The 23,391-nt window shown below is 40.7% G+C and carries 21 protein-coding genes; 13 read left to right on the top strand and 8 right to left on the bottom strand.

Features of this window, described 5'->3' with window-relative positions; translation table 11 throughout:
- Positions 1-667 precede the first annotated feature (667 nt).
- Both KZZ04_RS10245 and yegQ read right to left on the bottom strand, forming a co-directional pair.
- On the bottom strand, positions 668-919 hold the full coding sequence (locus KZZ04_RS10245) for a YfhL family 4Fe-4S dicluster ferredoxin (RefSeq protein WP_219422655.1): 252 nt from the start codon (positions 917-919) through the stop codon (positions 668-670).
- 435 nt (positions 920-1,354) lie between these two features.
- On the bottom strand, positions 1,355-2,743 hold the full coding sequence (gene yegQ, locus KZZ04_RS10240) for a tRNA 5-hydroxyuridine modification protein YegQ (RefSeq protein ID WP_219422654.1): 1,389 nt from the start codon (positions 2,741-2,743) through the stop codon (positions 1,355-1,357).
- 228 nt (positions 2,744-2,971) lie between these two features.
- Here yegQ and ndk point away from each other — a divergent pair, with 228 nt between their 5' ends.
- The 9 genes from ndk (at position 2,972) to der (ending at position 13,596) form a co-directional block, all read left to right on the top strand.
- Positions 2,972-3,403 carry a nucleoside-diphosphate kinase gene (gene ndk, locus KZZ04_RS10235; protein WP_008111339.1) on the top strand — a complete coding sequence of 144 codons (432 nt, stop codon included), beginning with the start codon at positions 2,972-2,974 and terminating at the stop codon, positions 3,401-3,403.
- A 183-nt stretch (positions 3,404-3,586) separates the two neighbouring features.
- Positions 3,587-4,720, top strand: a complete 1,134-nt coding sequence (locus tag KZZ04_RS10230) for a bifunctional tRNA (adenosine(37)-C2)-methyltransferase TrmG/ribosomal RNA large subunit methyltransferase RlmN (protein ID WP_006793574.1) — start codon at positions 3,587-3,589, stop codon at positions 4,718-4,720.
- Between the two features lie 115 nt (positions 4,721-4,835).
- Complete coding sequence (gene pilW / locus KZZ04_RS10225; protein WP_219422653.1) at positions 4,836-6,707, top strand: type IV pilus biogenesis/stability protein PilW; 1,872 nt, start codon at positions 4,836-4,838, stop codon at positions 6,705-6,707.
- Entirely contained in the window at positions 6,704-7,564 is an 861-nt protein-coding gene (locus tag KZZ04_RS10220; protein WP_219422652.1) for a RodZ domain-containing protein, read from the top strand. The genes pilW and KZZ04_RS10220 overlap by 4 nt, the downstream gene beginning before the upstream one ends.
- A gap of 5 nt (positions 7,565-7,569) precedes the next feature.
- Entirely contained in the window at positions 7,570-8,688 is a 1,119-nt protein-coding gene (gene ispG, locus KZZ04_RS10215; protein ID WP_058551478.1) for a flavodoxin-dependent (E)-4-hydroxy-3-methylbut-2-enyl-diphosphate synthase, read from the top strand.
- 257 nt (positions 8,689-8,945) lie between these two features.
- Positions 8,946-10,226, top strand: coding sequence for a histidine--tRNA ligase (gene hisS / locus KZZ04_RS10210; RefSeq protein WP_219422651.1), 1,281 nt, complete (start codon positions 8,946-8,948; stop codon positions 10,224-10,226).
- A gap of 19 nt (positions 10,227-10,245) precedes the next feature.
- On the top strand, positions 10,246-10,866 hold the full coding sequence (locus KZZ04_RS10205) for a tetratricopeptide repeat protein (protein ID WP_219422650.1): 621 nt from the start codon (positions 10,246-10,248) through the stop codon (positions 10,864-10,866).
- A gap of 10 nt (positions 10,867-10,876) precedes the next feature.
- Positions 10,877-12,055, top strand: a complete 1,179-nt coding sequence (gene bamB / locus KZZ04_RS10200) for an outer membrane protein assembly factor BamB (RefSeq protein WP_219422649.1) — start codon at positions 10,877-10,879, stop codon at positions 12,053-12,055.
- A 74-nt stretch (positions 12,056-12,129) separates the two neighbouring features.
- Positions 12,130-13,596 (top strand): ribosome biogenesis GTPase Der, encoded by a 1,467-nt coding sequence (gene der / locus KZZ04_RS10195; RefSeq protein WP_058551475.1) that lies wholly within the window; start codon positions 12,130-12,132, stop codon positions 13,594-13,596.
- 80 nt (positions 13,597-13,676) lie between these two features.
- On the opposite strand, the gene KZZ04_RS10190 is transcribed toward der, so the two are convergent.
- Both KZZ04_RS10190 and KZZ04_RS10185 read right to left on the bottom strand, forming a co-directional pair.
- Positions 13,677-14,180: a zf-TFIIB domain-containing protein gene (locus tag KZZ04_RS10190; protein ID WP_219422648.1), complete on the bottom strand. Its 504-nt coding sequence runs from the start codon at positions 14,178-14,180 to the stop codon at positions 13,677-13,679.
- A 27-nt stretch (positions 14,181-14,207) separates the two neighbouring features.
- The gene (locus KZZ04_RS10185) at positions 14,208-14,795 is read right to left on the bottom strand and encodes a DUF4202 domain-containing protein (protein ID WP_219422647.1); all 588 of its coding nucleotides are present in this window, start codon (positions 14,793-14,795) and stop codon (positions 14,208-14,210) included.
- Positions 14,796-15,022: 227 nt separating this feature from the next.
- Between KZZ04_RS10185 and KZZ04_RS10180 the strand changes: the two genes are divergently transcribed.
- Both KZZ04_RS10180 and KZZ04_RS10175 read left to right on the top strand, forming a co-directional pair.
- Positions 15,023-16,744, top strand: coding sequence for a DUF885 family protein (locus tag KZZ04_RS10180; RefSeq protein ID WP_219422646.1), 1,722 nt, complete (start codon positions 15,023-15,025; stop codon positions 16,742-16,744).
- A 161-nt stretch (positions 16,745-16,905) separates the two neighbouring features.
- The gene (locus KZZ04_RS10175; RefSeq protein WP_138529396.1) at positions 16,906-18,216 is read left to right on the top strand and encodes a DASH family cryptochrome; all 1,311 of its coding nucleotides are present in this window, start codon (positions 16,906-16,908) and stop codon (positions 18,214-18,216) included.
- Between the two features lies 1 nt (position 18,217).
- On the opposite strand, the gene KZZ04_RS10170 is transcribed toward KZZ04_RS10175, so the two are convergent.
- Positions 18,218-19,315: a YeiH family protein gene (locus KZZ04_RS10170; protein ID WP_219422645.1), complete on the bottom strand. Its 1,098-nt coding sequence runs from the start codon at positions 19,313-19,315 to the stop codon at positions 18,218-18,220.
- Between the two features lie 137 nt (positions 19,316-19,452).
- On the opposite strand from KZZ04_RS10170, the gene KZZ04_RS10165 reads away from it, so the two are divergent.
- A complete protein-coding gene (locus KZZ04_RS10165; RefSeq protein ID WP_219422644.1) occupies positions 19,453-20,331 on the top strand; it encodes a LysR family transcriptional regulator in 879 nt (292 codons plus the stop codon).
- Between the two features lie 121 nt (positions 20,332-20,452).
- On the opposite strand, the gene KZZ04_RS10160 is transcribed toward KZZ04_RS10165, so the two are convergent.
- The 3 genes from KZZ04_RS10160 to KZZ04_RS10150 form a co-directional block, all read right to left on the bottom strand.
- Positions 20,453-20,815, bottom strand: coding sequence for a hypothetical protein (locus tag KZZ04_RS10160; protein WP_219422643.1), 363 nt, complete (start codon positions 20,813-20,815; stop codon positions 20,453-20,455).
- A 56-nt stretch (positions 20,816-20,871) separates the two neighbouring features.
- Positions 20,872-21,609 carry a hypothetical protein gene (locus KZZ04_RS10155; protein ID WP_219422642.1) on the bottom strand — a complete coding sequence of 246 codons (738 nt, stop codon included), beginning with the start codon at positions 21,607-21,609 and terminating at the stop codon, positions 20,872-20,874.
- A gap of 161 nt (positions 21,610-21,770) precedes the next feature.
- A complete protein-coding gene (locus KZZ04_RS10150; RefSeq protein WP_219422641.1) occupies positions 21,771-22,232 on the bottom strand; it encodes a thioredoxin family protein in 462 nt (153 codons plus the stop codon).
- A 669-nt stretch (positions 22,233-22,901) separates the two neighbouring features.
- Between KZZ04_RS10150 and KZZ04_RS10145 the strand changes: the two genes are divergently transcribed.
- Positions 22,902-23,387, top strand: coding sequence for a hypothetical protein (locus tag KZZ04_RS10145; RefSeq protein ID WP_058404565.1), 486 nt, complete (start codon positions 22,902-22,904; stop codon positions 23,385-23,387).
- Positions 23,388-23,391: the final 4 nt, after the last annotated feature.

Raw genomic sequence — 23,391 nt, 5'->3', positions numbered from 1 at the left:
TAAAAAGTTTTATGTCTTTCGACAGCTCAATGAATTCTGAATTTATTTAATATCTTTCGATATTGAATTGACTGTGCCGAATAATTACCTAAGTAATTATTCTGTTGGTCACTCAGTTTCAATTGAGACTCTAATTTTTTTGCCTCGTTACTTGCTCAATAAAGAACGAAGTAGCTTGGCTGTTAGAACTCAATCTGTACGAGTGCCCACACAGATGATTGCTTTATATTGTTAAAGAACGTTGCGACGTTGTCGCTAGGGATGCGTATAATACATCCTTTATTTTTCGAGTCAATACTTTGTTTTCAAATTTCTTTTTAGAAGCTTTAAAAGTAAAGTTTTACTTAACTCTCTGATTAACTCTTGCCTCGCTATGCGTTGGCGCCTGCCGTCTCAGTGGGGTCGCATTATAGGGATATTCGAGTGGGGGTCAATGCTTAATTCACGCTTTTTTGAATAAAAACACTTTTAGTACGAAAGGTATACAATTAGAGGGCTAAATAATATAAATAGCTGATAAAAAGCCCATCTCATGAGTTTAGCAAAGTCGCATAACTATTTATTTCATTCTTATAAGGTAGCAGTTTTATACATCATTAAATTCTCTACTACTTACTGCTTATATAATTACTTATATATCTAGTTTTAAGAGTTAAATTTTTAGACTCTATGACTTACTAATAATACGTACATATTTATCAGCTAACTTATCTAAAGCTTCTCGCCAGTTGGGATCAGCTTTTATGCAATCTATTGGACATACACTGATGCAGGTTGGCTTTTCATAATGCCCAACACACTCGGTACATTTTTCAGGATCTATCTGATAGATTTTAGCCCCCATGTATATAGCTTCATTCGGGCATTCGGGATGGCACATGTCACAGTTAATGCATTTGCTATTTATAAGTAGAGCCACTATTAACCTCTTTCATTAATATAATTTATAAAACAAGAATCGGTAGGGTTTTGTTTTAAATTCAAGTACCTTTATTAACTGAATGCTTAACTCTGTTTATTTTTTATCACCATTTTTAAAATTATCGTTATGCCGGATAGTTTTAGAATGAAGAGCGCTTGTAATCGTTTCCTTGCAAAACGTTGCCAAATCATTAATGTTGATTTCAGTTTTCAATTTTGGAGTTAAAAACAATGAATTCTTATATATGGGCAATCCCTGCACTCGTACTTACCATAATTTTGCTAAAACTAATAAGTGACTCAAGCAAAAAATAACATAATGAAAATTTAATTTAATAGGCTGCTTCTAAATTAGCTCGAAAATATCTAAGCATTAGTTAATTACTTTAATTGCCCAGTAATACACAGCCTCATTCGTTATTGGGTTTAATTATTAATTAGCCGCGACTTGCTTAAATGGATTTCTGGTATCTTGGTGCTCATCCAAGTTGCGCATCAAAACAGCATGTTGCAAATTTATAGTTTTATCTAAACGAATGAAAACAATATGGCCCGAGCCTTTGGCATCGGTAATGCTTTCGCCTTTTTTATTTTCCATACTTTCAAGGGTAAAACTAATATTGCCTTTCGGCGTCATTAGCTCTAATGAATGACCAACACAAAACTTATTTTTTACATCTATTTCAACCAAACCATTAGCATTTCTTCCTAATACCTCACCTACAAATTGCTGTTTAGTTGATACAGAGTGACCGTATTCGTAATTTTGATAATCTTGATGAGCATGGCGCTTTAAAAAACCTTCGGTGTAACCGCGGTGAGCTAGGTTTTCAAGGGTTTTAAATAAGTCTGCATCAAATGGTTTACCTGCAACGGCATCGTCAATCGCTTTACGGTATACCTGTGCGGTACGGGCTACATAATAAAATGACTTAGTGCGCCCTTCTATTTTAAGACTGTGCACCCCCATTTTTGTTAGCTGTTCTACGTATTGCACGGCGCGTAAGTCTTTTGAGTTCATGATATAAGTACCATGCTCGTCTTCAAATGCAGGCATGTATTCACCGGGGCGTCCTTGCTCTTCGAGCATAAATACTTCGTTGCTTGGTGCGCCGTCACCTAAAGTGGGTATAACTGCTTTAGGGTCAATTTTATGCACCATTTCACCGGTTTCATTCTCAGTACCGGGTTTTACATCGTACTCCCAACGACACGCATTAGTGCATGTGCCTTGGTTTGGATCGCGTTTATTTATGTAGCCAGAAAGCAAACAACGTCCAGAATAAGCCATACATAACGCACCATGTACAAATACTTCTAGCTCGGTTTCCGGGCATAGCGTACGTATTTCACTTATTTCTTCAAGCGATAGCTCACGAGACAAAATCACCCGTTCAATACCCTGTTTTGCCCAGAACAATACACTTGCATAGTTTACTGCATTGGCTTGTACAGAAAGGTGAACTGGCATATCGGGCCACTTTTCACGTACTAACATAATTAACCCAGGATCTGACATGATCAGCGCATCAGGTTTCATAGCAATTACCGGCTCTATATCTCGTAAATACGATTTCACTTTTGCGTTATGGGGTGCAATATTCGACACTACATAAAACTTTTTATTTAGCGCATGTGCTTCGTTAATACCTATTTGTAAAGTATCCAAATCAAATTCATTATTGCGAACTCTTAAACTGTAACGAGGTTGCCCGGCGTAGACCGCATCAGCACCATAGGCAAAGGCATAACGCATATTTTTTAAGCTACCTGCTGGGCATAATAGTTCTGGTATAAATGGGCTAGATGAAACAGATGGCATGTGCGCTCCCTACAACAAAAGGCATTGAGCCAATTGTGTGCGTCATAAATTTAAATGTAAATGCAGAAGCGCGGCAGTATAAAGAGCACTAAAATTAAGCCTTTGATCAAGATCATAAAACTGTAATTGAACTGGTTTTTAATAAAATTAGGATTTTTCAGTTAAAACGCGTATAATTCGCGCCCGTTAATATTCACACTTTTACTTATAAATTATTGGAGCATAAAGATGGCTTTAGAGCGTACTTTCTCAATCGTAAAACCTGATGCAGTAGCTAAAAACCACATCGGCGCTATCTACAACCGTTTCGAAACTGCTGGTCTTAAAATCGTTGCAGCTAAAATGGTTCACCTTTCTCAAGAGAAAGCTGAAGGTTTCTACGCTGAACACAGCGAACGTCCTTTCTTTGGCGCTTTAGTATCTTTCATGACATCTGGTCCAGTAATGGTTACCGTTCTTGAAGGCGAAAACGCTGTTCTTAAAAACCGTGAAATCATGGGTGCTACTAACCCTGCTGAAGCGCTAGCTGGTACTTTACGTGCAGACTACGCTGATAGCATCGACGAAAACGCTGTTCACGGTTCTGATGCTGTTGAATCTGCTGCTCGCGAAATCGCGTACTTCTTCGCTGACGAAGAACTTTGCCCACGTACTCGTTAATTCGAGTTTCACAGCTAACCCTGTGATGCAAAGTATGAAAAGGGCTTTCGAGCCCTTTTTTAGTCATTAATTAAAGTATTACTCTGCTATTTATGATGCTTTACTTAATGATTAAAGTGAACGAATTGTGTACAATTTGTCTCTGTAAATTTTATCACCACCGTTACTGATTAAGGTTGTTTCATGACCACTGCGCAAAAAAAGATTAACTTATTAGATTTAAACCGAGATGCAATGCGTGAGCTATTTGTATCCTTCGGTGAAAAGCCATTTCGTGGCGATCAGGTGATGAAATGGATTTATCATTTTGGCGTAGACAACTTCGACGAAATGAGCAACGTGAATAAAAAGCTTAAAGAAAAGCTTAAAGCTGAGTGCGAAATTGTCGCCCCTGAAATCTCAGTTCGCCAACAAGCGAGCGACGGTACAATCAAATACGCATTAGTACTTGAAGGCGGACAAGAAGTTGAAGCTGTGTGGATCCCTGAAAAAGAGCGCGCAACATTGTGTGTATCTTCACAAGTAGGTTGTGCACTAGAATGTACTTTTTGCTCAACAGCACAACAAGGCTTTAACCGTAACTTAAAAGTATCAGAAATTATTGGCCAAGTTTGGCGTGTAGCCAAAGATATTGGCCTAGATGGCAACAGCGAAAAACGCCCTGTTACTAACGTAGTAATGATGGGTATGGGCGAGCCATTACTTAACGTTAAAAACGTAGTACCAGCAATGGAACTGATGATGGACGATTGGGGCTTTGGTTTATCTAAGCGCCGCGTAACATTAAGTACATCAGGCGTTGTACCTGCACTTGATTTATTAAAAGAGAAGATTGACGTAGCGCTTGCTATTTCACTTCATGCACCAGATAACGCACTGCGTGATATTTTGGTACCAATTAATAAAAAGTACCCTATAGAAGAGTTTTTAGCCGCATGTCGTCGATACATTGATGGCTCTAAAGCTAATAAAGACGTAACAATTGAATACGTAATGCTTAATGGCGTAAACGACAGTACCGACCAAGCACACGAACTTGTTAAAACGTTAAAAGGCACGCCATCTAAGGTAAACCTTATTCCGTTTAACCCGTTCCCAGGTAACGAATACACACGCTCGAGCAATAGCAGAATAGACCGCTTTTCTAAGGTTTTACAAGCTGCTGGCATTACATGTATTGTTCGCCGAACTCGAGGTGATGACATTGACGCAGCCTGTGGACAATTAGCCGGAGATGTCGTTGACCGTACAAAACGTATGGCAAAAAAGAAAATGCGCGACGATAACAAAATCTCAGTTAACATCCAACAAGCCTAATTTAGTTAAACTACCTAAAGCCCTCCTGTTAAATCGTTTATTATTAAATAATTGATGCAACATGAGGGCTTTTAGGTAATATAGGCAATATGGACAAAAATAAAGAGATAAGGTAATGCGATCTATACTTGCTATAACACTATCGGCACTGGCTTTAAGTGGCTGTGTTACCGAAAGTAGTTATAACGGCAGTAATAAGCCCGTTGTCAAAAATAAAATCAATAACGCCGGGGCAGCACGCACGCGAATAGCTTTAGCCTTACAGTACCTAAAAACAGGTAATAATTCACAAGCAAAATACAACCTAGAACGCGCAGCTGAATTCGCTCCCAACTTACCTGAAGTTCATTACTCTATGGCGTATTATTACCAGCAAGTAGGTGAAAACCCATTAGCCGACAGAGCCTATCAAAAAGCACTAGATATAAAACCAGATGACCCTAATACACTTAACAACTACGGTGTATTTTTGTGTGGCATTGATGAATACGACCGCGCCACCGACCAATTTTTAAAAGCCATTGAAATTCCAACATATATCCGTGTTGCCGAAAGCTACGAAAATCTAGCGTTATGCGCTATTGAATTTGACGATTTTGAAAACGCAGAAACTTACTTCAAGCAAGCGCTTAATCACAGCTCTCAGCGAACCTCAACTCTTATAAGTTTAGCTGCTTTGTTTTATGCAAAAAGTGATTTATACAAAGCAAACGACATTCTTAAAAAACATGACGACACAGGTCGAGTATCGTCGCGTGCTTTAATGCTTAGCTATTTAGTAAAAAATCGTATGGGGCGAATAGAAGAAGCCGAAAAAGTAGCAAGCACCCTTTTACAAACCTACTCTACTAGTAACGAAGCGTATGCAATCAGAGAGCAACGAACACGTTTTAACGAATTTGAAATGCTGCGTGAAAAATACCGTAAAGCCAAACTAAATGAGCTAAAAGCTGATGCAGATAGCACATATATAAGTGCAAAACCAAAAATAAAAATAGTCAGAAAAAAAGCACCTACTCAAGATGACACAAAAAGCCTGGTCATTAAACAACCAGCGCAAGCTAGATCTGCAGAGCCTGAGCAAAACACGCAAGACGCGAATCCAGTCATAGCAAGAAATGATTCAAGCATAAGCGCTGAAAACACTGTTGCTGAAGTTTCAGCAACACCAAAAATGGCTTCAAAAAAAGCCACAACTAAAACGGCAGTAGCAGCAATTGCTGAACAGCCAGAACAAGCTGAAATAAAGCAAGTTACACCTACGGGGCCATCAACAGATACATCTGCGGTATTACTTGCTTTAACAACTGAACCCAAAGCACCAAATAGACCTAAGACAGTTATTGAAAAGCCCGCCACTAAACCTAGTACAGCACCTGCAACAGTGGCAGCTAAAGTAGCATCAGCACCACCAAAAGAAGAGGTGAAAATTATTTCTTTTGGGGCGCCTAAAACGGCTAACTTTAATTCACCTCAAACAAATCAGCCAGCAGTCACGGCAAACACTACCGTTGCCAATAACGACTCAAATGTTGTTTTTTACGAAGCCACTAAAAACGAAGATATTTTTGAAAGGAGTGATTACCAAAGCGATAATGATGTTACATTTACAAACTTAGCGTCAAATAAGCAAACAGCATTACCGATGTTAAACCCTAAAGTGGCAGCATTACGTGTGCCTTTTCATATTATTGAGTTTGGTGAAAACCTATTTAGCATTTCGGTGCGATACAATGTTAAACTACAAAAACTCCTGCAATGGAATGGATTAAAAGAGTCGGATCGGGTAATGAATGGCAGCAAAATTTACTTAAACGATCCTAATATTTATTACGAAATTAAATCTGGCGACTCCCTTTACGATATTGCTACCCAGAAGCAAGTATTAATTGATGAATTAATGCGATGGAATAAATTAAGTCCTGATATAGAGCTAAAACCAGGACATAGACTTTTACTAGTGGATCCAGACTCATACTTATTATGAATGAAGAAAAAACGCAGAGCGAACAGCCTACCGTAGGCCAAATTCTAAAAGCACACAGAGAGCAAGCCAAGGTAAGCATTGAAACCATTGCTAAACCGCTAAAGCTCTCTGAATTTCAAATTAAACACCTTGAAAACGATGAGTTTCAAGCGTTAGGACCTATCACCTTTGTAAAAGGGTACATAAAAAACTATTGCCGCGAATTAAAGGTAGATAGCACCCCTATATTAGCCATGTTGCCAGCGCCACCAGAGCCAGCAAAACCAGCTAACATGCAAAGCTTTTCTCGTCGTACAGAAAAAGAAGCCAGCGATAGCCGTTTAATGTTAGTTACCTACATTATATTGGCCATCGTTATTGGCTCGTCTGCATTATGGTTTTGGCAAAACGCTACCCCCATAGAAGAGCAAACCACAAATATAAATATTGGCAACACTATAATGAGTGAGCGCCAAGCAATTCAATCAACAAATATTGAGCAGCAAAAATCGGCAAACGACGCTGAGGAGTTACGTCAAGAGTCTATTGAGCAAAGTACAGACTTAACAAATGACGAAATAACACAAACACTTGACGAACAAACCCTAGAGTCAGATACGGATAAGGCCAACATCAGCACAATAGAAATGCTATTCAATGACGAAAGTTGGGTCGAAATACACGACGGCGAAGGGGAAAAAATAGCCTTTGGCGTTAAAAAAGCAGGTTACAGAATGACTGTTTCTGGCACACCTCCTTTTGCTGTTGTGCTTGGTAAGCACAATGTAGTTAACATTACTTTAAACGGTGAGCCAGTGGATATCTCGGCTTTTCCTAAAAACCGTTTAGCCAAATTTACATTACCATTAGCAGAGTAGTCGCTATGTTTTCAGAATCTCCTATCAAACGCAGAAAATCCACCCGTATTAATGTAGGCAATGTGCCTATTGGCGACGGCGCACCTATTGCAGTGCAATCGATGACCAACACCGACACTATGGATGTGGATGCAACAGTTGCACAAATACAAGCAATTCAAGACGCAGGAGCCGATATAGTTCGTGTATCAGTACCGACTATGGACGCAGCAGAAGCGTTTAAAAGTATAAAAGAGCAAGTCAGTATTCCCCTTGTTGCCGATATTCACTTTGATTACCGCATAGCCTTAAAAGTGGCAAAATATGGCGTAGATTGTTTGCGCATAAACCCAGGTAATATAGGCAGCGAAGAGCGTATTAGAGCCGTTGTTGATTCAGCTCGCGAGAATAACATTCCAATTCGTATTGGTGTAAACGGTGGCTCGTTAGAGCGTGACTTGCAAGAAAAATATGGCGAGCCAACACCAGAGGCATTACTCGAATCAGCAATGCGCCATGTAGATATATTACGCCGTCTTGATTTTGATCAGTTTAAAATTTCGGTAAAAGCGTCAGACGTGTTTTTAGCCGTAGGCGCATATCGTTTGCTTGCTAAGGAAATAGATCAACCTCTGCATTTAGGGATCACCGAAGCTGGCGGCATGCGCTCTGGTTCGGTTAAATCGGCCGTTGGTTTAGGTATGCTACTTGCCGAAGGCATAGGCGATACGCTACGTGTATCACTCGCCGCCGACCCGGTACAAGAGATCAAAGTAGGCTTTGATATTTTAAAATCGCTGCGTATACGCTCACGCGGTATTAACTTTATTGCCTGCCCAAGCTGCTCACGCCAAGAGTTTGATGTAGTGAGCACCATGAACCAATTAGAAGAACGCCTTGAAGATATCATTGAGCCTGTTTCTGTTTCAGTTATTGGTTGTGTAGTAAACGGCCCAGGCGAAGCCCTTGTTAGTGATATTGGCCTTGCCGGTGCAAACCGTCGCTCAGGTTTATACATTAATGGCGAACGCCAAAAAGCACGTATAGATAACAACAACATTGTTGAGCAACTAGAGGGCTACGTTCGCGATTTCATCGATAAAAAGCAAAGCCAAACCCCTATCGATGTAAAAATAGTCGAATAAATAACGTATTAACCGCCAAGCACTCGTGTTTGGCGTTGACCTTTATAATAGATTTACCCAAGCATTCACAAAATACAGAGTTCAGCGCTTCATCGGGCTTTATATCAAAGTATTACTTTTAATAATGGTAATTTCTTTTAATTCCAACGACGCTCGCATCTTGAGGTCGTTTGGGTATATAATATTGGGTCAATTTTTAGCATTCTTGTTGTGTAAGCATTTTTTTATTACACATAAACAGTATTTAGGATTTATCAGTGGCAAAACAAATTCAGGCAGTTCGCGGTATGAACGATTGTCTGCCGGGCGACACGCAAGTTTGGCAGAAAGTAGAAAACATTTTACGCGAGACAGTAGCTTCCTTCGGTTATCAAGAAATTCGTTTTCCTATTGTAGAATCAACCGATCTATTTAAACGCTCTATTGGTGAAGTGACCGATATAGTAGAAAAAGAAATGTACACGTTTGCCGATCGCAATGGTGATTTACTGACTCTTCGCCCAGAAGGCACCGCAGTGTGTGTTCGTGCCGGTAACGAAAACGGCTTATTGTATAACCAAGAGCAACGTCTTTGGTACATGGGCCCTATGTTTCGTCATGAGCGCCCGCAAAAAGGCCGTTACCGTCAATTTCACCAATTTGGTCTAGAAACCTTTGGCATTGCCACAGCCGACATTGATGCAGAAGTTATTTTACTAACAGCACAGCTTTGGGAAGCGTTTGGCATTACCGAGCATGTGCGATTAGAGCTTAACTCATTGGGTTCTAATGAAGCTCGTGCACAATACCGCGATGCGCTTGTTGCCTACCTTGAACAACATACCGACGTGCTTGATGAAGACTCAAAACGCCGCATGTATTCAAATCCATTACGTGTGCTAGATAGCAAAAATCCAGACGTACAGGCAATATTAGTTGATGCACCTAAACTGTCAGAGCATTTAGATGCTGAATCAAAAGAACATTTTGAAAATTTATGTGAACGTTTAGACGCTGCTGGCGTCTCATACACGGTTAATGAAAAATTAGTGCGCGGTTTAGACTATTACAACCGCACAGTATTTGAATGGGTAACCGACAGCCTTGGCGCGCAAGGTACTGTGTGTGCTGGCGGACGCTACGATGGCTTAGTTGAGCAACTTGGTGGAAAGGCAACCCCAGCAGTTGGCTTTGCAATGGGCCTAGAGCGCTTAGTGTTGTTACTCCAAGCACTTGAATGTGTTGGTGACATTCGTCGTAATGCTGATGTATATTTAGCGGCAATGGGCGACAAAGCAAGTATTCAAGCCCCAATTATTGCGTCTGAACTACGCCGTGATGTGGCTGGCCTTCGTGTGATGGTTCACACGGGTGGCGGAAACTTTAAAAAACAATTAAAACGTGCCGATAAAAGCGATGCACTTGTTGCCGTAATTATTGGTGAAGATGAATTAGAACAAGGCGTGGTGACCATAAAGTATTTACGTGAGCGTAAAGAACAAGTCACATTAGAATTAGAACAAGCTAAAGCGCTACTAGCTGAGCTTATAAACGGCTAAGCAGATATTAGAGGTAATCATGGATATACATTCAACAGAAGAAGAACAAGCAGAAGCCATTAAACGCTTTTTCCGTGAAAACGGTCTTTCACTGGCACTCGGTGTAATTGTAGGTTTAGGTGGCTTATACGGTTGGAAAGCCTACAACCAAAACCAAATTACAACCGCTGAGCAAGCGTCAGATTCTTACACTAAATTAGTAGAAAGCGATGATGTTTTATCATCAGCTGATGCTTTTATCAGTGAAAATAAAGACACAAACTATGCAGCACTTGCGGCGTTTGTAGCAGCTAAAGACGCCGTAGAAGCGCAAAAGTTAGATGTCGCTAGCGAAAAGTTAAGCTGGATTGTATCAAACGTTGAAAATGCAGAATTAAAAGCGATTGCTATTACACGTTTAGCACGTATTCAAATTGCACAAACTAATTTTGACGATGCATTAAACACACTAAATGCACCGTTACCTGAAGCGTTTAATGCAAATGTTGCAGAGCTTAAAGGCGATATTTATGCTCAGCAAGGTAATAAAGAGCAAGCGCGCACCGCCTATCAGGCTGCGGTAGATGCAGGTGGGTTAACAGGCAACCCACTTTTACAAGTTAAGTTAGATGACCTAGCAGTAACTAGCCCAGCGGCATAAGGTTTTAGGTATGAAAAAATTGACGACCGCAACCCTTGCCCTATGTATGGCAACGCTAATGGGTTGTTCATCAAGTGATGAAGAAGACGAACTAGTCCTTCCCGAAATCGCCAATCAGTTTGAAACTGATGTGGTTTGGCAAGAGTCTGTAGGTAGCGGCGTAGAGCATTATTTTTCTCGCTTAACTCCTGCTGTATACAAAGACACTGTTTATGTTGCAAACCGCGAAGGTCAAGTAGAAGCATTGTCGCTTACTAACGGCGATGTACAGTGGGAAACCGACGTACGTCAAGGCACCTCATTTTGGCCTTGGAGCGACAACGGTACAGCAAAATTATCAGGCGGTATATTACAAGCTTATGGTAAACTGTATATTGGTTCTGAACACGGCTTTGTAGTGGCACTTGATCGCGAAACTGGCGAAGAAGTATGGCGTAAAAACGTACCCGGTGAGTCACTTTCAAAAGCAGCAGCCGGCGACGGCCTTATATTTGTGAACTTGGGTTCAGGTAAACTATTAGCACTTCACCCTGATACAGGTGAAGAGCGTTGGAGTTTTGAACAAGAAGTGCCAGCGCTTACATTACGTGGGCAAAGTGCACCTACTGTTGCAAACGGTGGTGTTTTAGTTGGCCTTGAAACAGGTAAATTAAGCGTTTTAATTTCAGAAAGTGGTTACTCAGCTTGGAGCGCAGAAATTGCAGCAGCAAAAGGTGCTTCAGAGTTTGAACGTCTGGTTGACGTAGACACACAGCCACTCATTAGCGGCCCGTACGCCTATGCAATTGCATACAACGGTAACCTAGCAGCAGTTGATATTCGCTCAGGTAATGTTGTTTGGAAACGTGAATACAGCAGCTACCGCGAAATTTCGATGGATGCACAAAGTATTTATGTAGTAGACAGCAACGGCGTTGTTTATGCATTAGATAAAAATTCAGGTATTGAACGTTGGAGCCAGCCCGCACTTCGTGGCTGGTACTTAACAGGTCCTGCTGTTACAGGTAACTATTTAGCCTTAGGCGACCAAGATGGTAACCTACACTGGCTAAACAAGGAAACTGGCGAGTTAGTAGCGCGTGAAGACTTTGATAGCTCAGGCTTCTTTGTTGAACCTGTTGTTGCCGACGACAAACTGATATTATACACCCGTGACGGTGAAGTAAGTGCGGTAACAATACCAAACTAACTTACTAATAGTCATATGGTTTTTATAAGGCTTCGCTCTGCGAAGCCTTTTGTTGTTTTTTAAAGAGGTAGTTTATGCTTCCCGTGATCGCTCTAGTTGGGCGACCCAATGTGGGCAAATCCACATTATTTAACCGTTTAACACGTACTCGTGATGCACTCGTAGCCGATTTTCCAGGTTTAACACGAGATAGAAAATATGGCCAAGCTAGTTACGATGGCTATGAATTTATCGTGGTAGACACGGGCGGTATTGATGGCACTGAAGAAGGCATCGAGATCGAAATGGCTGACCAATCGCTACTTGCAATTGAAGAAGCCGACATCGTACTGTTTTTAGTTGATGCCCGCGTAGGCATGACCGTTGCCGACCAAGCTATTGCTAATCATCTTCGCAAGCAAGACAAAAAATGTTTTGTTGTTGCCAATAAAACTGACGGTATTGATGCTGACTCAAATTGTGCTGAATTTTACCAGTTATCACTGGGTGAGATTCATCACATTGCAGCAGCGCATGGCCGCGGTATTACGCTTTTACTTGAGCACACACTTCAGCCTGTTATTGCCGAACTCGCAGCACAAGATGAAGACGTAGCCGATAATGATGAAGAGCTCATTGATCTTTACGAAGAAGGTGAAGGCGACGATACTGACCACCAAGCATTTGCAGATAAACCAGTAAAGCTTGCTATTATTGGTCGACCTAACGTTGGTAAGTCAACACTTACAAACCGTATACTTGGTGAAGAACGTGTGATTGTTTACGATATGCCTGGTACAACACGCGACTCTATTTATATCCCTATGACACGTAACGAAAAAGAGTATGTGTTAATCGATACAGCAGGTGTTCGTAAACGTAAAAAAGTAAGCGACGTAGTAGAAAAGTTCTCAGTGATTAAAACTCTGCAGGCCATTGAAGATTGTAATGTTGTTTTACTGGTTGTAGATGCACGTGATGGAATATCTGATCAAGACTTAAGCCTATTAGGGTTTGCGCTTAATTCAGGCCGCTCGCTTGTTATTGCCGTGAACAAATGGGATGGTCTAGATGATTACGTTAAAGATCGTATTAAAACCGAGCTTGACCGTCGTTTAGGTTTTATTGACTTTGCACGCTTGCACTTTATATCTGCACTGCATGGTACAGGTGTTGGTCATTTATTTGAGTCGGTGGATGAAGCGTACGAGTCGGCTACTAAGCGTATTAGCACCGCAATGCTTCGCCGTATTATGGACATGGCACAAGCCGATCACCAGCCGCCACTTGTTCGTGGTCGTCGTGTTAAGCTTAAGTATGCGCATGCCGGTGGTTATAACCCGCCACGTATTGTAATTCACGGTAACCAAGTTCACGATTTACCAGATAGCTACAAACGCTACCTCATGAACTACTACCGTAAAGCACTTAAAATTATGGGCACCCCAATCAAAATCGAATTTAGAGAAGGTGATAACCCGTTTGCAGGGCGTACTAACAAAGTAACGCTTTCGCAAAAACGTAAAATACGTGCCTTTGCAAAAGAAAACCGTAATAAATAAATTTTTCGTAAAATAGTTTATTACAATAGAAACGGCGTACTTTTTAGTACGCCGTTTTTGTTTTAATACGTTATTAATAGTTACAAGCTAAGTAAAGCTAAGCGCACCAAGTTCTCAACCGCGGTTTCGTGCGCACTTTTATTTTTATTAGTTGGCATAAACCTAGAAGCAGGCGGTTTAATAGTTATAAACCCATGATTGGTGGACATTTCGTGCGCTAACAGTTTTCGCTCTTTGGGTGTTAGGTGGTTTTCATGTATTTTTGCAAGCTCGCCGCTATCAAGCCATATTCCTGCACAACCCGGGCATTCGTCAATCTCAACCACTTTGAGCGGTGAGAAATACCGGCGCATCATCACTATGCTTGGGCATTTAGGGCAATTTACTCGCGATGATATATCGCCCTCACCTTCAATATAATTACTTAAATATTTAAGTAAAACCTGACCATGCTTTAACTCGGGAGAGCTAAATTTAAAAATTTGGCTGTTATCAAAAAATACGCCGCCTTGCGCTGACGTGAAAACAGTAATGCCGCCAACAAGTAAAGGCTCAAGTGGCGTATTACTACGAGGACAATACATTTAAAATTCCTTTTTATTTATGTTCTTTTACTCAAGTGCTTTATGGATAAGCCCAACAAGCGGCGCTGGTAATGTAATATTACCTGCAAGTACAAACTTATGCGCGTCGTCTGACATTTTTTGCCAAGTACGGCGAATAATACCTATCCATTTTTGCTCATCGTAATCAGGCTTACTATTAGCAAACCCCAACATGTAATGCTCAATAAATACAAGGCTTGCTACATCTTCAACTAATTGGCTGTCTGGGTTACGTTTAATATTTTTTTTAGCGACCGCATCGTACACTCGGTTTTGCTCAGCTTCACCGTAACCAGCTTGCTTCATGAGCGCAACCACGCTGCTAGCATGAAATATATAAAGTGCACTGCGCCACTGATGATAGCCCTGTTTGTTCATTTCAAAATCACTACGTGGCGACTTCCAACGCTTAATATGCTGTGCACGCACTGCAATTTGCATGAGTTCATCGGCATCTGGTTTAAAACGAGTTAACATTTCGCTCATGCGCAAGGCGTATAAACTTTCTTTAGGAAAGCTTTGTCCATTGTGCTGCTCAGTATTAGGGTCTTGGTCGTTTGCTTCATCAATTAAGGTAATTACTTTATTAAACATGACGATCATTTTTTATAATAAGTTTTAGTCATTCTAAACGCTGATAAAACAATAAACTAGTACGCCAATCAGTTACGCAGTGAAATTTGTTCAATCAAAAAGTAAAACCAAGAGTTACAGGTTATAAAAGTAAGCGCAATAATTAAGTTAACTTGGTACTATATTGAGCACAAATTAAAATAAAAAAGCGCGATAAATAATAACTAACTCGCCAATAACGGATGACTATGTTTAAAAAAAGTATTCTAGCTATATGCTTAGCGGTTGCATCGCTACCAAGCTTAGCCGACACTAACACTGATTTAAAAACCATTATTGATAACCACTGGCAAAACGCCAAAGCTGAGAAAATATTTTTTCGTACCGACCCAGATGGCTGGAAGCCAAACGGTACATTGCCAAATTGGAGCGAGCAAGCCATTGCAAAGCGCCAAGCTTATAACAACAGCGTGCTAAAAAGCTTAGCCAGCATTGACCCAAAAACGCTCAACAACGAGCAGCTAATGAACTACCGCTTATTTAAATATGAGCGAGAAACCGAGCAGCAAGGCTACCTTTATCAAGATAAGTATTTTCCGGTTAATTTTTTAAGTGGCTGGCATACTTACTTTGCAGAAGCGCCCGCTAACATGGCATTTTTAACACCCGACGATTACAACGCATTTTTAATCAGCCTTGCCGACTACCCTCGCTTTAATCAGCAAAATATTGATTTAATGAAAGAAGGTATAAAAACAGGCTTTACTCATTACTGCAAAACCTTTGAAAATTACAGCCAAAGCATTAGCGCGCATATTGTTAAGCAACCTGAAAAAAGTGCCCTTTACGAGCCCTTTACACGTATACCAAACACGTTTACAGCAGAGCAAAAAGCCACATACCAAAATAAAGCTAAGGCCTTAATCAGCTCAAAAGTAATCCCTGCTTATCAGCATTTTTACGACTTTTTTGAAAACGATTACATGCCTAACTGTAGAACGCAGCCGGGTATTGCAAGCGTTAAAGGCGGGCTTGAGTATTACAAATATGCAGTTAATTACTACACCACAACCAATGCCACACCAAAGCAAATACATGAACTAGGCCTTAAAGAAGTCGCGCGTATTAAAGCGCAAATGCAAAACATTATCGATAAAGTAGGTTTTGATGGCACATACAGCGATTTTTTAGAATTTTTAGCGACCGATGAGCAATTTTACGCAAAAGACGCGCAGGACCTACTTGAAAAAACCGCTTTTATTACGCAAAAAATGTATGGCAAACTCCCCACTTACTTTGGCCATTTACCGCGTAACACCTTTACTATAAAAGGCTCAGCGAGTCGTGGTGCGTTTTATATGCCACCGCCTGATAACCGTTCCCCCGGCACTTATTTTTTAGCCTCAACACCTAAGCTACAGCCTTTGTATAATTTAGAAGCACTAAGCCTACACGAAGCAATACCAGGGCATCATTTACAAAATGCCATTGCTATGGAGCTGGATGTACCTGAATTTAGACGCACACTTAGCCACTCTGCTTTTGGTGAAGGTTGGGCACTATACACAGAGCGCTTAGGTAAAGAAGCTGGCTTTTACCAAAGCCCATACAGTGACTTTGGCCGCTTAGGTTACGAAATGTGGCGTGCTGTGCGTTTAGTGGTTGATACCGGTATTCATGCGTTTGGTTGGAGCCGTCAAAAAGCAATTGACTACTTAGCCAGTCACACGGCTTTACCACAAAGCGCGGTTGAAGATCAGATAGATCGTTATATTTCATGGCCAGGCCAAGCGCTCTCTTACAAAATGGGCGAAATAAAAATACGCGACCTGCGTGCAAAAGCCGAAAAAGAACTCGGCGCTCAATTTGATATACGCAGCTTTCACGACACCGTTATTGGGCAAGGCTCTCTGCCTATGGCAGTACTTGAAGACGTTATAAACGATTGGATAGCAGAGCAAAAAGGATAATTTAACCCTACTTCAATAAAATCAGAGGCGGTAACTTTACCGCCTTTTTCTAACTTAGAGTCTTGCACTCATTTTTAAATTTAGTCGATTAAACACGATTAATTAATCCTCAACTACTTTTGCTTCGTAGATTTGATCATCATAAAAACCAGAGCAAAAGTATGAGCAAACGCATTTTATATTGGCTACAAAACGATTTACGCCTAAACGACAACCCCATTTTTAGTAAACTTGCACAACAACAATGCGCGCTAGACGCCGTGTTTGTAATTAACCCTAACTGGTTTAAAAACACAAATTATCAGCAAAAGCAGTATGGTGAAAACAAGTACACCTTTTTAATGCAAAGCCTTTATGAGTTACAGCAAGCATTAATTGCTCGTGGGCAAACCTTGCATGTGCTAGAAGGTGAACCGGTGAGCGTTTTAAAACAACGTATCAAAGAGCAACACATTGATGAAGTGGTTTACAGTGAGCAATTTGGTGTGTACGAACAACGCGAAATTAATTTATTAAAAGCTCATTGCCCTGAAGTTCAATTTACCAGTACCCTGCAGGATACCTTGTACCAACAAAACGAACTGCCTTTTAATTTAAACGATTTACCTAAAAGTTTTACCCCGTTTAAAAAGAAGGTTGAAGCAGCCAGTGTTCCAATTACACTCTCGCATATTACAACCGAGCTACTGCCTAAACCTATTACGCTGTGCGCTAAAAACCCAATTGAGTTGCCAAAAGCAATAAACACCTCAATGCATGGTGGCCTAACAAGCGCACAAAAACACTGTGAACAATACTTTTCAGGCGAATTACCTAGCACTTACAAAATAACTCGTAACGCGCTTGATGGCTTTGACAACACCACTAAATTTAGCCCATGGCTTGCTTTTGGGTGTATTAGCGCAAAACAAGTATACAATGCTGTTGAACAATACGAACAAACATACACCGCTAACGATTCAACCTACTGGATTAAGTTTGAACTACTATGGCGTGAATACTTTAAATGGCATGCACTAAACGTACAAAGCAGCTTGTTTAGTTTTAAAGGGCAAAAGCAAACTAAGCCGCTCACTACGTTTATGCCAAACCGTTTTGCTGCTTGGTGCCAAGGCACAACCCCATACCCGTTAGTTAATGCCATTATGAAAGAACTCAATGCAACCGGGTTTATAACAAACCGCTCCAGGCAAATTGTGGCAAGCTGCTTAGTTAACGAGCTTGGCCTTGATTGGCGTTACGGCGCAGCTTATTTTGAGCAGCAGCTAATTGATCACGATGTAGCAGCCAACTGGGGAAATTGGCAGTACATAGCGGGAGTTGGCGTTGACCCACGTGGCGGACGCCACTTTAATATACAAAAGCAAACTGCACAGTTTGATCCAAACGGTACCTACACCAACAAATGGCAAGGCAATCAACATTCAGCTGCACAGCTTGATCACTTAAACGAGGTAGATTGGCCTGTATAGGTTAATGATTTAAAACCCCGAAAAGTTGCGCCATGCCTATATTAATGGCATAGCCACCCAAGGTTAAAAATAAAAACAAACAGCCTGCTAACAACAGGGGCTGTATGCCTGCTTGGCGAATAGCCCCCACTTGCGTCCGAAGCCCCAGCGCCACCATGGCAATGGTAAGTAATATATTGTCAAACCATATAATAGCGTTTGTAGTATCTTGCGGAATAACCGATAACGAATGCACGCCACTTGCTACTATAAATAACACTGCAAACCAAGGAATCGTAATTCCCGAAATTTGCTTACCACAATGGCCATTATTGTTAACCTTGACGTGCTTTTTACTTTGCCAAAACGATAAGCCCACTAAAAATGGTGCAAGCATCATTACGCGTAGCATTTTTTCAATCACGGCGGTGTCGGCCGCATTGGCGCTTACGGCTGTGCCCGCTGCAACCACTTGCGCGACTTCGTGAATGGTTGACCCCACAAAAATACCGTACGCATGTTCACTCAGCCCTATAAACTCAAACAGTATTGGGTAGGCAAACATACTTAACGTGCCAAACACCACCACCGTTGCCACCGCTACTGATACCTTATGCGCCTGCGCTTTTATAACTGACTCGGTTGCCATTACCGCTGCGGCGCCACAAATAGAACTACCCGCACCAATTAGTATGGTTGTATGTTCATCAAGCTTAAAAACACGCTTACCTAGCTGCACTGCCAAAATAAATGTACCTAACAGCATAACCACATCGGTTAATAGGCCATGCCAACCAACGCCCGCTACTTGCGAAAAAGTAACTCTAAACCCAAATAAAACAATGCCTGCTTTGAGTAATATACTTTTAGCGTAATCAACACCTACATCGGTACGCGTAGCTATGCGCGAAAACACACTGTTGCCCACAATAATGCCAAGCACAATACCAATAGTGAGTGAGCTAAATTGCGCACTTTGCATTATGGGTAAGTTACTTAATGCAACAGATGCCCCCGCTAAAATAGCCACCAGCAGTATACCTAACCACCAGCGCGTATCACTGTACTGCTTAGTATTAGCACCTAAAGGCTGAACCCCATTTTTAATAGCGCTAAGCATCCTATTTCCTCAATTAAACCATGTTGATGTGTTGACTTAATTGTAAGAAACCTCAAAATATAACTCCAATATATTAAAATCATGATTCAATAACTTAAAGTTATACAATTTAGAGTTATGCAATTTAAGGTTATACAATGAACTTACATGCACTTAGGGTGTTTTATACGGTGGCTAAGCTCGGTAGCTTTTCAGGCGCAGCCGAAGCACTTTTTATAAGCCAGCCCGCTGTTTCTAAAGCGCTAAAAGAGCTAGAGCATCAGTTAAATATTCAACTTATTGAACGTGCATCTAAAGGTAAAAAGCTCACCTTAAGCGAAGGCGGCCAAGCCTTGTATGATCACGCCCGCAGTATTTTTGCTATCGAAAAAGCCGCCCTTGACGATATTAAATCGCGCTCAGGGCTTAAGCGTGGCACGCTCGTTATTGGCACCAGCACCACCATTGCCAGTTATTGGCTACCGCCTTATTTAGCTAAATTTTGCGCCCAATACCCACATATAAAAGTAGAAGTACAAGTGGCTAATACCGCGCAAATTGAACACGCATTGCTAGAGTGCACTATCGATTTAGCACTGGTTGAGGGCACCCCGACCGAATCACATATCATAAGTAAGCACTGGCAAAACGATTTAATGAGTGTTGTTATACCGAGTAACTTTAAGCCCACTAAAAACTTAAAAACATGGTTAAACGAGCAGTTTTGGCTACTGCGCGAACCAGGCTCAGGCACGTTAGAAATGTCGGTTAAGTTATTAGCAGAGCATGGCGTACAAGCAGAGAAAAGTATGCAATTAGGCAGCAACGAAGCCATTGCAAGGGCCGTCGCGCAAGGTATGGGGGTCGCTTTATTGCCAAACGTAGTCACCGAAGATTTAGTAAAGTTAGGTAAATTAACACGCCTGAGTCAAAAAAATAACGAGCAACTCTCTCGGCCGCTATACCAACTGCATTATAAAGACAGACCCTCTTCGCATGCTGCGCAAGCATTCGAGAAAAGCCTGTTTAGTGAATAATGTTTATATGAGTGAATTTAGATCTGAGCTGTAAGTCGCGTATGCTTGAATCAACGGCATTCGTACCGCCGTAAACAATAGACTAGCTAAGCTAGAGCTTAATTGCGTTGCTAAGTACTCTTTAGAATACGTAGCCCAAATCGCCAGCTAACCCTTTATACTCTGCTTGTCCATATGTAGTTGAATATGTTGTATATCCGGCTTCAGTTATTTTTGCATTATCTGAAACTTTTAGCATTTCACGTATTTTATTTTCGCCGTCGATACCTTTTACAACTAGAACTAGCCCCTCGCTTCTTTGATTAATAGCCCAGTCATTTTTTAAATAAGCTCCACACCAATCACTAAGCAGTTGATATGGAGTGGGAAAATATCGGTTATTCATATCTTTTTCTACAGTTGGCCATTTTTGAGGAGTTGAAGAGATAGCAAAAGTTTTTCTTCCGTGTTTTTGAATGAAATCTTTAAGTTGCATTTTTGACATTTTAGCCCCTTTTAAATTGACTTGTACTAAACCCTATGAAGCTTCGGAGTGCCTTATTATGCATTTGTTATCCTACTAATTTCAGATGCTAATTTATCTACAAAGAGCTCTACACCAGCTATAGCTTCTAAAGCAATTTCTTTATCTACTTTTATAAAGGTACCGTCCGTAGTCTTCCCGTCCCTATGCACAATGTCGTGTCTAAGTGTTGTAATTCTGCAAACATCTGATATATCGATAAATATTGGTTGTCCTAAGACTGACTTAAGAATTTCTCTAACTTTAGGAATATTGTGATACATAACTCCTGATAACTCTTTAATAGCGAAACCTCTTGCCCCATCTTGCTGTTTTGCGATATCTCGTAGTGAATACTTAATATCTTTCAAATCTTCAACTTTACAGATAGCATTTTGAAAATACTTATCGTCAGATAAGATCAATGAACGTACTGAATCTGCAAGAAATGACTCCATTAAGGTAACTGCGTGAGCATATGTCATTTTGTAGAATGTCTCTTCATGAGAAATTGCTACCTGCAAATATGTAAGATCGCGAAGATTATGTATTTGAAACTGAAATGACCTATGTAAGTCAGAATATGAATGAGAGGCGTACCACTGTAGAGACTCGTGATCTTCTTGAAGACTTTCCTGCATATATGACCACTCTTGGACTAGTGCATCCCAGCCAGGAGTCTCTTCATCAGCATCTTCATCTCCAAGGTGCTCCTTAATCCATTGTTCCATTTCTTCTTGCTGAAGATCAAACATATATTCTTTAATAATACTCATTTGCGTCCATTCACTACACTACAACTTATCTAGTTGTTTATAACATAACAAAACCTTAGTTAGTATTGTTATCGGGAAACTATTACGTTTATGTTTGTAGGGCTAAATTGAAATTTAAACCTATTAACTAAACCAACAAATTTTAATATAACTAGCTCTACTCACAAACCCTGCGTTAAATCTTGCGCTAACGTACCCGTTGGCTTTTCAATTACGCGAACTAACTCTTTGCCATTTTGTTTAACAATAAACGTAGGTGTGTATTGCAAGTCGAACGCCTCGGCTATTCCTGCATCATCGCGTTTGTTGTAACCCACGGCCACGAAGTCAATACTGGCAAGTTGTACTTTCGATGCATCAAGTAACTTAATAAGCTTTGGCACTTCGCGATGGCTGTCGTGGCACCAAGTACCAAATAATACAATTAGCTCCTTGCCTTCTAGCTTTTGCATTAAGGCAATATCTTGTTCGGTTGGCGTAAATGCGTTGTATTGTTCGTTAAATTTATCGTAGTCGCTTAATAGTGCTTGTGTACTTATCTCACCCGAAAATGGCGCAACATCATCCGCACATGCTGCCAGTGGTAAGCTTAACGCACACAATAAAATTAATTTTTTTAACATAAAGTTACTTTATAAAGAAGAGTTTAAACAACTATACCCAATGTTTAGTATTGAGTGAATAAAGAGTTCATATCGTACAAATTTATTTCCAATAAACTTGGCTAAAATTTAAAGAAAATATTCACTCTGCCTAAACAATAAAAAACATAAATCGATCTTAAACTAGGGTCTGTTGATCTTTGTGGATTAAATTTTGTTCAAACTAGGGGCTATTTAATAGCGGCTCGAGGTTTGTAACCTAGTGTGCTTGATAACGGCTCCTAATTTATTTTACTGGTTTACATGCATGTAATAATAAATAAAAACCGAGTAAACTTCCGCGTCCTGCTCACGCCCCCACCTAAACCCATGAAGGCAAATAAGCGTAAATAGCCCATACGAGACCCATTGAACAGCGCCTGTTTGGCAATAAAGCGACGTTATCGCCAATTTATGGAAAATAAACTAAATTCGCTGTGCCTTACCTAAATACCAAACAGACTGGTGTAAATTCAACCTTGAAAGCTCAACAGACCTTAGTACTTAACTGAAGCTCCGGTTAGTTAAGATCGCTTTTGATCAAACTACTCAATAATTATACGATTTCGTACAATAGTCATAATTCTGTAATGTTGATGGTGGATAATTTCTACTCGATAAACTGATACTGTTGTAAGAAGACGAAGTAAAATGACCACACCTCTAGTGCAATTAACATTTGCACTGCAATCACTTGATGACCCGATGTCTGCGGCAATGAGCCACACCATGGAATACGAAAACCTTTCGGTACAAGCTAATGCGCTTCATGCAATCACGCTGCAATGCGATTTACCCGATGCGGTACATGAAGGCGATGTTATTTCGCTTAGCGCAACACATCCAAGTGCCCGTGGTGCTCAGTACTTTACTGAAAACATTATTACGCAAGCTGATTTAGAGCGTGGTTACGTTAACCTTACTTTAAACAAAATCACCCACAGCCAATGTTTTGTAATGCAGCTAATGTTGCATGGAAAATACGCCACCTTAAAAAATAGCCTTCAGTTTGATATGAATATTAACGCCTTTGAGGGAGGCTATAACGCGCCACTCATCAATATCGAGCAATCAAAACCACAAGGGTTGCGCCGATATTTTGCAGGGGTAGGATCAACCTTTTTATCGTTATTTTAAAACG

Source organism: Pseudoalteromonas sp. CR1 (assembly GCF_019392235.1).
In the GTDB taxonomy this organism is placed as follows: Bacteria; Pseudomonadota; Gammaproteobacteria; order Enterobacterales; family Alteromonadaceae; genus Pseudoalteromonas.
The sequence above is the reverse complement of the archived record's forward strand: the minus strand, read 5'-3'. Positions and strand labels throughout refer to the sequence as shown.